A 10,820-nucleotide genomic window follows, 5' to 3' on the forward strand; every position below is an offset into this window, starting at 1 on the left:
GTGAGGATTGCAGTTGCCTCTGACCACGCGGGTTTTGCGCTAAAGAAGTCGATAGTGGAGAAACTTGCGCAGGAGAACCACGAGGTGTACGATCTTGGCGCCTTTTCTCCGGATCCAGTCGGTGTTGGCCCTTTTGCCCAGGCAGTGGCAAAGTCAATCCTTGAAGGAAAGGCAGAGCGGGGGATTCTCGTTTGTGGCACCGGTGGTGGCATGACGGTGGTCAGTAACCGCTATCCAGGTATCAGGGCTATTCTCTGTTTCAACGAATTCACCGCCGAGTATGCCCGTCGGCACAACGATGCCAATATCCTTGTTCTGGGAGCCCGAACAATACCGGAAGACCTTGCCCTGCGCCTGGTGGATATCTTTCTCCATACCCCTTTTGAAGGGGGGAAGTACGCCGAACGGCTTGCCTATCTCGAGACAGTGGAGCGAGAAGTCTGGGAAATCCTGCGCAGGCGTTTCTCCTAAACGCCCTGCCGTACATCCCCCCGGCCCAGGCTCACGAGCCTGGGCTTTTTGCTTTCCTGCCGGAAAAGTAAGACGCCGAACACTCAAGCTGTTTCTTCCCCGCTTTTCCCGGTGAAGGTGGTGCCGGGATCGGACAATGCACGCCTCTGACTACGCTGGAAGGAAAGAACAAAAGCGTACAGGGAAATGAGAAGAAGCGGGATATGGAGGATGCCATTCCACCAGAACTTTGGGAGATCGAAGAAGAAATTGAAGGAGAGATTGTACAGTCCGATAATCGTCCCCACAAGACCTGTGACACGGAGAGTTACCAGATTCACTTCCGGATAGGTGAAAAGAAGCACCGTAAGGTACAGAGGGGTCATCATGCAGAACGTCAGGCCAGCAGCGTTGGTGAAAAGGTGTTTGATGTGGAAGTCCGGGCGGAACGAAACAGGGTCGACGGGATAAAGGAAAGCAAAGGCCGCCATGCCTATGAGGGAACCTTTCTTCCAGTTGACCCGCCTGAAGGCAAACGCGTTCTTTCGGGCGAAAACCTCCACAAGGAAAGAGAGTGCCACAAGGGTAATCATCACCGCGTTGTTCGTGAGTATGGCCAGGCCCCGGTCTTCTAAGAAAGCCATGTTCTGGAAGAAAGCGAGCACCAGGTAGTGGAGGGCAGCAAAGAGACTGAAAAACGGCCTACTCCTTGGAACGTACACCAGAAGGACCAGGAAAGCGAGAGGGAGAACCTTGAAGAGTGGGGAGAGATTGACCCACGACAGAACAAGAGCATGAGAGAGGACGTCCCCCACGAGGCGATTGATCTCTTGGGAGTTGAAACCGGTCATTCCCCGGGTGGTGTAGGGTGGAAGGAACTGGATACAGAGAATGGCAAGGTACAACCACCATCGGCGGGTCATCCGCTCAAGACGGTCGTAGAGATTCATCGTGCATCCCTCCAGGCACGGGGTGTGGTCAGATGTCTTCATCTCCCCTGACTTTCCGCAACCGCGGTACCCGGGAGAGGACGTTTCCTAAGCTTTTGAGGACGCGATAATCTGGATCCTGAATATACTCTCCGGGATGTCCAAGCTCTATTCCTGCTACTGCCACTTCTCCTTGAGACCGGGCAACTTCATCGATACCAAAATCAAGGAGTGTATCAATATACCAGCGAATATCCGTGGTACCTTCACCAATGATGCTGTTTGTGTGTGCAAGGCCGTCGTTATCCGAAATGTGAACGTGGATGATTTTCTCTTTCAGAGGGGCAAGGTCCTGAGGGGGAACCCGGAGGATGTTCAAGTGGCCGATATCGATGTTGGCGAAGAGATTGGGCTCGTTTACTTCTTCTATGAGCCGTCGCATGGCCTCTGGCCCGTTGCAGATATAGAGACTTTCTGGTTCGAGTTCCAGGATAACCAAAACATCGTGCTTCTGGCACCACTGGCAGTACTCTTTGAGTACCTTGACGACATTCCTCCACGCCCGCTCTCTCGGGAGAGAAAAATCGATATTCCCAACGCCCTTTCCGATGAGCACCTGCCTTCCTCCAAGGTGCCTGATAAAGAGAGCTGCGAGTTTCAGCTGTTCCACTGCAAAGGCGACTTCCTCCTCGTCATCTGAGGCTAGGTTGCCATGGGCACAGGTGACAACACTTGAGGCTTTTATGCCAAGGGCATGGAGTTTTTCGGCGATGGCTACCTGTTCCTCTTTGGGGAAGAACGCAGGGTTGTAGTCGCCAAAGGCCAGGACATCGATGTACTTGATGCCAAACTGAGCAATTCTCTCCAATGAGGCCTTCAGCGGAATACCTGCGAACTCGTAGACGATCGTTCCAAGGCCTATCTCCATTAAGTTCGCCTCCTTTTTTGGGGCACGTTTTCCTCTCACAGTATACCCGAAGGGCGTTGTATGGTATTACTCTTGAAAAGCGAAATCAGTGATTTCCGGGGAGGGAGAGATGAACATAATAAAAATGTAATGTTATTCTTGGAGTCGCACTTTGTTTCTACACCTGTTCCATAGATGGTCCTGGGGTGGAACGTGTCTTCTTTTTTTGGGGTTTCTCGTTTACCTTTTCCTCAGGAACCCTAAGGGGAGCGGTTTCCTTTTGCAGAAGAAATGGGCTTTCCCGTCGAGGGTTTCTCAGACCTCGATCTACCTCTCCGCGTAGCTTGTGATTCTCAAGGCAGGAAAAAGTTGGTGGATGTTTACCTGGTAACTCAGAGGAGTATTATCCTTTTTGGCTTCCCGAGTATGTCCTGAGGAGAAGATAGGTTCGAGGCAATGCTTTTCTTTTGGGAAAATCCTGGTAGGATGCTTTCCACGGGAGGGGTTTGCCGTGGGGCTGGTGTTCTTCAGAGAGGGCTGCCTGGTCCTCGGGCCCAGGGATGGCTGTCCTGGGCTGAGGGTCCTGGATGTCAGGTGGGTGCACCCAAAAGAGAAATGATTCTGATTTCAACTATCCAGATCACCTGAAGAGGGTATAAAGAGAGAAGTAGTACAGATCCCAGCGCTCTATACCTTTTAAAGGCGGTATTCCGAATTACGGTTTATCTCGCTGACCATGCATTGATTTTATTTTTGAAAAAATTGATTTTTTCTGCAGAATTTTTCAAAATGAAGCTGGATAGGTTCACAGAGATCTGCAACAGGTAGGGTAGACAAAAAGGTGCAGGACCCTGTATCCTAACTCGGTGTCGAAAACCCTAAGAGAAGGGAGGCCCTGCACCTACATGAAGAGTAGCACAAAGGGAGCAAAAAGTCTATCGGCATATTCTGGTGCATCCATGCACCTGGTGAGCTTCCCCCATGGAAGCTCCATTGCTAAGCTCGCTAGAATCCATGGACTCTCCAAAAAAGCCAGGATTCGCCTTGAAATCCTCGACTTTGCTAAAACCCACCCTGTGGCCGTCACTTGCCGGAGGTACGGAATAGCTCGGAGTACATACTACCGGTGGAAGAAAAAGTTCAACCCCAGAAACCTCCAAAGCCTTGAGGATAGGTCCAGAAGACCCAAAAAGATCCGGAAGCCCCAGTGGACACCAGAGCTTGTGGAGAGGATTCAAAGACTCCGGGAGGAATTCCCCTTCCTGGGGAAAGGGAAGCTCACCGTCCTCCTCAGGAGAGAGGGTTTCACCGCTTCTTCCTCCACCGTGGGGAGGATCCTCAGGTATCTCAAGACCCGGGGTCTCCTCAAAGAGGGAGAAAAACCGAGGAGGGTTTCTGCCACAAAAAGCCCACGGGGGAATCAAAGACCCCATGCTCAGAGAAAGCCCCAAGACTCCGAGGTGGTATCCCCCGGGATCTTGCCGCCATCGACACTCTGGACATCCGTCCCCTTCCTGGAAAGGTGTATAGGGAATTCCTGCCGGAGATCTCGTCTTGCGGTGGGCCTATTCCTCCCTCCATGCTCAAGCCACGAGAATCTTTCCAGGGTGTTCCTCGAGGAACTCCGAAAGGTACCCCTTTCCCGCTCAAACCAGGAGGTACTGGAGGGAGTGCATGCTACGGGGAATTTGAGGATCCTTGCAGGAGCACGGCATCAGATTCTTCACCTTCCCCAGGGTCTTTCGCATCCCTGGATAGTGGAACGGTGCAACCGGACCTTCCGGGAGGGTTCTCTCCGCACTATGAGGATGAGGTAGATCTTGCAACCATGAATTTCCACCTCAAAAGGTGGACTGAAAAGGTGTACAATCGGAAAAGACCACACTGGAGCTTGGGGAGAGGAGCCCTGGGAGGAGCTGAGAGATACTGGACTTTCCGAGTGTCCCACATGATGTGGACCTATACACGGGCTTGACAGGAGAGTCGGTGGTGTTCTATTCTGCTATCGGAGGTTTTTGAAAATGTTAGAAATTATTACGATTGGTAAGAAAAATCAGATTGTAATCCCCAAAAAAATCCGGAAGCGCCTTGGTCTCCGTGAAGGAAGAAAACTCCTCCTGGAAGTGGAAGAAAACCGGATGGTGCTCGTTGCCCTACCGCAGAGTATCGAAGAGATTGCCGGTATAGGGAAAGGCCTCTACGAAGACGGGTACCTTGACCGTCTCCGCCGGGAATGGGATGAAAAAAGTCTTCGTTGATACCAACATCCTTATATACTTCCTGGAGCAACACGAGCGCTTTTTTTCTCGAGTTCGGCATCTTTTTCTCAAAGCGGAAAAAGGAGAAATTGTTCTCTGTACCTCTTCTCTCTCCTACTTTGAAGTTCTGATTCCGGTTGTAGCGAAAAAGGATCATGCTCTCAGAGCCGGGTACCACTACCTTTTCAGAGGTTTTCCCGGTCTTCAGGTTTATCCCATTGATACTGAAGCCGCAGAGAAAGGAGCAGAAATCAGGGTAAAATACAACCTCAAAACCCCCGACGCCCTCCAGGTGGGATGCGCACTGGCTGCACAATGCCAGGAATTTTTTACCGCTGACCGGGCACTCACCAGGGTCCAGGAAATCCCGGTAGTGCTTGTGGGCGAAGAGTGATGTAATCCCTTCGAAAAAGCTTCAGGGGTAACCTTTGAACTCTTCATGCTTTCGGATAGCCTCGAAAAGGCGTTTTTTACCCCTTTCGCTCTTTTTGTAGGAACAGAGATGAGGTCCTCCGCCCTGATGAGCACCAGGTCTTCCAACCCTGGGCCGAAGAACGGTAGTGCCCCACTAAAGTCATCCTCACCTCTACGCCATAGGGTGAGCACAGGGAACGTCTCTTGCTTTCCCGTCCCAGGGCGTCTTTTATCTCGTTCGATCAGATTCCCCCACCTTCAGTCCCCGGTGCTCAGGGAATCCCTCCCGATCTCCACCATGAATGAGCCGGAAAGCTAGTGGAAGAGGCGGAAGGCAGGTGAAGGCGTTGGAAGTGTTCTGTGGAAAAGCTCTTATACCTCGTTTTTGCGTCAGCTGGACGCAGTGTGGGGTGCGAAGGTTTCGGGGATTTGCGGCAATTGAGGTGAAGTGTTATCACGCTGACCAGAAACATTTAACGGGACACTATGCCAGGGAGGGATAGAGATGGGTGTAATTTATGGAAAAGTTGTGGAACTTCGGAGTTTACCTCCTCTGTCGGGAAGGCTTGCCCGGATACTTTTGGACGGGTTTGAAAAGGCCACGCCATTGAGTGTAGCGGTATTCCGGTATGAGCCTGGACAAAAGGGGCCAAGCCACGGTCATGAAGGTTCCACCAAGACGCGCATTACCATAAGGGGCGAGGGAGTTGTGGAAGTTGGTTCTGAATCCCATAAAGTTCCCGCAGTGTCGGTTTTGCACATTCCACGAGGTACAATTCATCGTCCGAGCAACCTCTCGAAAGAGGACTGGATATTCATCGCAGTGTTTGTCCCCCAGTAGATTTCGATGACCTTCAAAAGTGGTTTGTACTTCCAGCTGAGAAGTCGGCTCCACAGAGGTAATGATGTTTGCTTTTTCGGAAGAGTCTTTCGGCACCTCGCGGCATCTCTCGTCTCTTTTCCTTCAAGGGATATCCTCAGGTCGTGCCTCGTCCGTTTTGGGCATAGTGCCGCAAAAACCCTTACGCGCCCTCTGGAGAAGATGATATAATCTCCTACAAGGCTCAGGAAAGGGGTGGTTGAATTGCCGAAACTCTACGAGTATGAACTGGGAAAGGCTGCAGATATCTTGGTGCGGGAACTGTTCAAGCTCAGGGAGGGGGAGACCTTTCTCATTACTGCGGACACCGAGAGCGATGAGCGGGTGGTTGATGCCACGGCTCGTGCGGCTTTTGCCTGTGGAGCAAAGCCTCTGGTGGTCTGGATCCCTGCGCCTCTTGGGGTAGGGAAGGCTGCCGATCCTATGCTCCCCATGGAGCCCCTCGCAGCGCTTCTCAAATCGGTCGATGCCTGGGTGGAGTTCAATAACGAGTGGCTTCTATACTCCACCCCGTACGATATCGCCCTTCGGGAAAATCCCAGGCTCCGGCATCTGTGTCTTGTGGGGATGAACGCCGACATGATGGTCCGCTGCATCGGACGGGTGAACTATCCGGTGCTCCGGGAATTCCAGGAGAAGCTTGCCGAAAAAACCCGAAGGGCGAAAAAGGTTCGCATGACCACGCCTTCGGGTGGGGATGTGGCATTCGAGAACGACCCCACGCACCCGGTGAACTGCGAACTCGGGTATGCGGATACGCCTGGTTCTCACATGATGTCGGGACAGATTGCCTGGACGCCGAACCTTGATACGGTCAACGGGGTCATCGTCTTCGATGGCTCGGTGGTTCCCCCTGTGGGTCTTCTGAAAGAGCCCATCCGGCTCACCGTGGAGCGGGGGAAAATCGTGAAGATTGAAGGTGGGAAAGAAGCGGTGGAATTCGAAGCGTGGCTTCGGAGTTTCAATCACCCCCGGATGTTCTGCATGGCCCACGTGTGCTACGGGTTCAACCCCGGGGCAAAGCTCACCGGAGATATTCTGGAGGATGAGCGGGTCTGGGGGTGCACCGAGTGGGGTGTGGGGAATATCGGTGCTATCCTTCTTCCGCCTGATGGTATTCCTGCGCCATCTCACTCTGACGGCATTTGCCTCAACACCTCGGTATGGCTTGATGGGGAGCTCATCATCGACCGGGGCCAGGTGGTGGACCCGGAACTCCGGGAGCTTGCGGCAAAGCTCGGGAAGGCATGAGGAGGTGGGAGCGTGCAGCTTGCACCGCTTATGAAGGGAGCCATGATTGCCGTACGGGACTGTATGGGGGTGAAGCCGGGAGAGCGGGTGCTTGTGGTTACCGATACGGGGAAACTCTCCATTGCCGAGAGCTTCTTCCTTGCCCTCCATGCCCTTGGGGTTGACGGGACGATGATGGTCATGACCCCCCGATCACACCACGCCGAAGAGCCTCCGGATGAAGTTCGAGCCGCTCTTCTCTCCTGCGATGTGGCCCTCCTTGTGACCACGATGAGCCTCACGCACACGAAGGTCCGCATGGCGGCGACGGAGAAAGGGGCCCGCATTGCCAGCATGCCCGGGATTACCGAGGACATGATGACGGTAGGGGCGATGACGGCGGATTACCAGAGGGTTTCTGAGCTCAGCTGGAAGGTGACCCGCATTCTTGAGGAGGGCAACGAGGTCACCATCACCACCGAGCGGGGAACGAATCTGCGCATGAGCATCAGGGGTAGAAAACCCGGTATTCCTCCTGATGATGGGCTCTACCGGGAGAAGGGACGATGGGGGAACCTCCCGGCAGGAGAGGCCTACATCGCCCCGGTTGAGGAGTCGGTGGAAGGGGTGGCGGTGATCGATGGCTCCATGTCCCCCCTTGGGGTGCTCAGCGAACCTATACGTCTTGAAATCGTCCGGGGAAAGGTGGTGAGGATTGAGGGAGGAAGAGAGGCCCAGGAACTGGCACGTTTTCTGGAGAACCTCGGGGACCCCAATGCGTACTATGTGGGGGAACTGGGCATCGGGACCAACGAAAAGGCACGAATCACGGGGAACGTCCTGGAGGATGAAAAGGCGTTCAGGACAGTACACATCGCCCTGGGGATGAACCTCGACATGGGTGGTACAATCGACTCGAAAACCCACAACGACGGGATCATCACAAACCCCACGGTGGTGGTTGATGGAAAAGTTATTATGGAAAAGGGCGTTTTCACCATCTGAGGAGGGAGGAGTATGAAGGTATACAGGGTCATTTTCTCGATTGTTTTTGTGACTGGCGTCCTCCTTGTGGCCGGCCTGGGATGGGCTGAATCAACGAAAATCGTCCGTTTCACCGAAGCCTGGCCCACCTACATTGACCCGGCAGTTGCAGCGGACTTCTCGAGTTCCGTTTCGGTTTCCAACCTCTATGACACCCTGGTGTTCCCCACCTATGACGGAGAGGTTGTGCCCCACCTTGCCGAGTCCTGGGAAGTTTCAGAAGACGGCCTCACCTATACCTTCCATCTCCGGAAGGGTGTGAAGTTCCACAATGGAGAAGAACTCAAGGCCGAAGACGTGGTCTTCAGCATGGAAAGGCTTTTGACCATCGGGCAGGGGTATAGCTACATTTTCAAGCCCATTATCGACAGGGTTGAGGCAGTGGACGACTATACTGTTCGTTTCTATCTGAAAAAGCCTTTTGGTCCCTTCCTCTATGCGCTGGTGCGCCTTTATATCCTCAACAAAGACGAGGTCCTCGCCCACATTGAACCCACGGGAGAATACGGGGAGATGGGAGATTACGGGAAGAAGTGGCTCCTCACCCACGATGCCGGTTCTGGTCCATACATGGTGAAGGAGATGCGCCTTGAGGAACATCTCCACGCGGTGAGGTTCCCCGACTACTGGAAGCCTTTCGACCCCAATGCTCCCGAGGAATTCAAGTACATTGGTACCACAGAGACCGCCACGGTTCGGACCCTTTTGAGTAAGAGGGAGCTCGAAATTTCAGACTTCCGCCAGCCGGCAGAGTTCTACGAGGTGGCGAGCAAACTCGAGGGCGTGAAGGTGGCCAAGCTCTTTGGGGGGAGCACCTTCTTCTGCATGATGCACAACCGCAAGCCCCCAACAGACGACATCCACTTCCGGAAAGCCCTGGCGTATGCCATCGATTACGACGCCATCGCCAATCAGATTTTCCCCGGTGCACGACAGGCGCAGGGCCCGGTTTCCTTTATCCTGCCCGGACACAACCCCGAAGTGTACCAGTACAGGCGGGACCTTGAGAAGGCTAAAGAGGAACTTGCAAAATCAAAGTACGCTGACAAACTCGATGAGTACCCCGTGGACCTCGTGTGGTGTGCCGAAGTTCCTGACGAAGAGAAGGTGGCGCTCCTCATCCAGGCGAATGCGGCAGAACTTGGCATCAAGGTGAACGTTATTAAAACTCCCTGGATGAAAATCATCGAAGAGGTGGCGACTCCGGAGACCACGGCCCACATGTACCTCATTTTCGTCTCGCCCCACTATGCGGAGGCCGGTTCCATGATCCAGTCCAAGTACCATTCTTCGTCCTGTGGAACCTGGGAACAGACCGAGTGGCTCCAGGATCCAGAGCTCGATAAGATGATCGAAGATGCCATCGCCACTGTGGACAAGGAAGAGCGTTTTGCTAAATACCGGAAGATCCAGGAGTACATCGTGGAGCTCTGTCCGTCGCTCTTCCTCATCGACCAGCCTGAAAACTACGCCTATCAGGATTACTACATTGACTGGTTGGCGGCAGAACGTGCCGAACGCGGAGAAAAGGTCAACCCGGTGATGGGGTACAACCACTACATGATGGACATCCGGGTGTACCCCGAGAAACGGGAGGAATTGCTGAAGAAAAAGTAGAGAGTATAATATGGGAGGCCCCATGGGGCCTCCCGTCTCTGAGGACTGGTGAAGGAGTGCGATGAACTTTTCCCGATACCTTTTGCGGCGGCTGGGATATTCTGTTTTCGTACTTCTGGGGCTTTCGGTGGTCGTCTTCATCATTGCCCGTCTTGTTCCCGGTGATCCTGCTCGGGCGGCTCTGGGTCCCCGGGCGACTCAGGAAGCCGTGGAAGCCCTTCGGGCAAAACTCCATCTCGATAAGCCCATCTACGTTCAGTATTTCTTCTGGCTGCGGTCGGTCTTTCGGGGGGATTTTGGTGAATCCCTTTACACCCGTCGTCCGGTTATAGAGGACATCAGGGAATTCCTCCCGGCGACGCTTGAGCTTGCGCTTTTTGCCGGGCTTTTCATGGCAGTTTTTGGGCTCCTTCTTGGGGTGTTGTCGGCGCGATACGCCAACACCTGGGTGGATAATGTCATCCGGGTTCTGGCGTACCTCGGGATTGCCACACCGGCCTTTGTGGTGGCGATCATCCTCATCCTCCTTTTTGGCATGTACTACGAAGTGTTCCCCACGATTGGACGCCTGGGTCCTGGCATTAGTGCTCCACCCCGTCTAACAGGTCTTCTCACCCTTGACAGCCTCCTTTCGGGGAACTGGATAGCCTTGGTCGATGCTCTGAAGCACCTTTTTCTTCCGGCCTTGAGCCTTTCTCTTGGGGGGCTGTTCCAGGAGGCAAGAATCACCCGGGCCAGCATGCTGGAGAACGCCCGGCGGGATTTCGTCGCTGCCGCACGAGCCTACGGTATCCCTGAACGGGTGGTCGTTGCGAAGTACCTCTTTAAGCCCTCCATCATCCCTACCGTCTCTATTCTGGGACTTGATTTTGCTTCCCTTATCGGGAACGCCTTTCTTGTAGAACTCCTCTTCAACTGGCCGGGGCTTTCCCGCTATGGCATCAATGTTATGCTCCGCAAGGACATCGAGGCAATTGTTGCGGTGGTGATGGTTCTTGGGGTTATCTTCACCGCGGTCAATATCCTTGTCGATATTGTTGTCGCCTACCTTGACCCAAGAATTCGCCTTGTGGAGCGGGGTGAATAAATAG

11 protein-coding genes are annotated in these 10,820 nt (G+C 53.7%); 9 read left to right on the plus strand and 2 right to left on the minus strand.

Annotated elements, in window-relative coordinates:
• Complete coding sequence (gene rpiB / locus ACPT9Q_RS07510; protein ID WP_427365454.1) at nt 1-471, plus strand: ribose 5-phosphate isomerase B; 471 nt, start codon at nt 1-3, stop codon at nt 469-471.
• A gap of 83 nt (nt 472-554) precedes the next feature.
• Here the strand turns inward: rpiB and ACPT9Q_RS07515 are convergent, their stop codons facing one another.
• Nucleotides 555-1,400, minus strand: a complete 846-nt coding sequence (locus tag ACPT9Q_RS07515; protein WP_427365455.1) for a hypothetical protein — start codon at nt 1,398-1,400, stop codon at nt 555-557.
• A 28-nt stretch (nt 1,401-1,428) separates the two neighbouring features.
• Nucleotides 1,429-2,307 carry a sugar phosphate isomerase/epimerase family protein gene (locus tag ACPT9Q_RS07520; protein ID WP_427365456.1) on the minus strand — a complete coding sequence of 293 codons (879 nt, stop codon included), beginning with the start codon at nt 2,305-2,307 and terminating at the stop codon, nt 1,429-1,431.
• An 884-nt stretch (nt 2,308-3,191) separates the two neighbouring features.
• On the opposite strand from ACPT9Q_RS07520, the gene ACPT9Q_RS07525 reads away from it, so the two are divergent.
• The 8 genes from ACPT9Q_RS07525 (at nt 3,192) to ACPT9Q_RS07560 (ending at nt 10,816) form a co-directional block, all read left to right on the plus strand.
• Entirely contained in the window at nt 3,192-4,103 is a 912-nt protein-coding gene (locus ACPT9Q_RS07525; protein ID WP_427365457.1) for a helix-turn-helix domain-containing protein, read from the plus strand.
• A gap of 204 nt (nt 4,104-4,307) precedes the next feature.
• A complete protein-coding gene (locus ACPT9Q_RS07530; protein WP_427365458.1) occupies nt 4,308-4,544 on the plus strand; it encodes an AbrB/MazE/SpoVT family DNA-binding domain-containing protein in 237 nt (78 codons plus the stop codon).
• Entirely contained in the window at nt 4,525-4,938 is a 414-nt protein-coding gene (locus ACPT9Q_RS07535) for a type II toxin-antitoxin system VapC family toxin (protein ID WP_427365459.1), read from the plus strand. The genes ACPT9Q_RS07530 and ACPT9Q_RS07535 overlap by 20 nt, the downstream gene beginning before the upstream one ends.
• A 525-nt stretch (nt 4,939-5,463) precedes the next feature.
• Nucleotides 5,464-5,799 (plus strand): cupin domain-containing protein, encoded by a 336-nt coding sequence (locus ACPT9Q_RS07540; RefSeq protein ID WP_427365460.1) that lies wholly within the window; start codon nt 5,464-5,466, stop codon nt 5,797-5,799.
• 243 nt (nt 5,800-6,042) lie between these two features.
• Nucleotides 6,043-7,089 carry an aminopeptidase gene (locus tag ACPT9Q_RS07545; protein WP_427365461.1) on the plus strand — a complete coding sequence of 349 codons (1,047 nt, stop codon included), beginning with the start codon at nt 6,043-6,045 and terminating at the stop codon, nt 7,087-7,089.
• Between the two features lie 12 nt (nt 7,090-7,101).
• The gene (locus ACPT9Q_RS07550) at nt 7,102-8,073 is read left to right on the plus strand and encodes an aminopeptidase (protein ID WP_427365462.1); all 972 of its coding nucleotides are present in this window, start codon (nt 7,102-7,104) and stop codon (nt 8,071-8,073) included.
• Between the two features lie 12 nt (nt 8,074-8,085).
• Nucleotides 8,086-9,729, plus strand: a complete 1,644-nt coding sequence (locus ACPT9Q_RS07555; RefSeq protein ID WP_427365463.1) for an ABC transporter substrate-binding protein — start codon at nt 8,086-8,088, stop codon at nt 9,727-9,729.
• A 61-nt stretch (nt 9,730-9,790) separates the two neighbouring features.
• Nucleotides 9,791-10,816 (plus strand): ABC transporter permease, encoded by a 1,026-nt coding sequence (locus ACPT9Q_RS07560; protein WP_427365464.1) that lies wholly within the window; start codon nt 9,791-9,793, stop codon nt 10,814-10,816.
• Nucleotides 10,817-10,820: the final 4 nt, after the last annotated feature.

The organism is Candidatus Caldatribacterium saccharofermentans (assembly GCF_050267035.1).
In the GTDB taxonomy this organism is placed as follows: Bacteria; Atribacterota; Atribacteria; order Atribacterales; family Caldatribacteriaceae; genus Caldatribacterium; species Caldatribacterium saccharofermentans.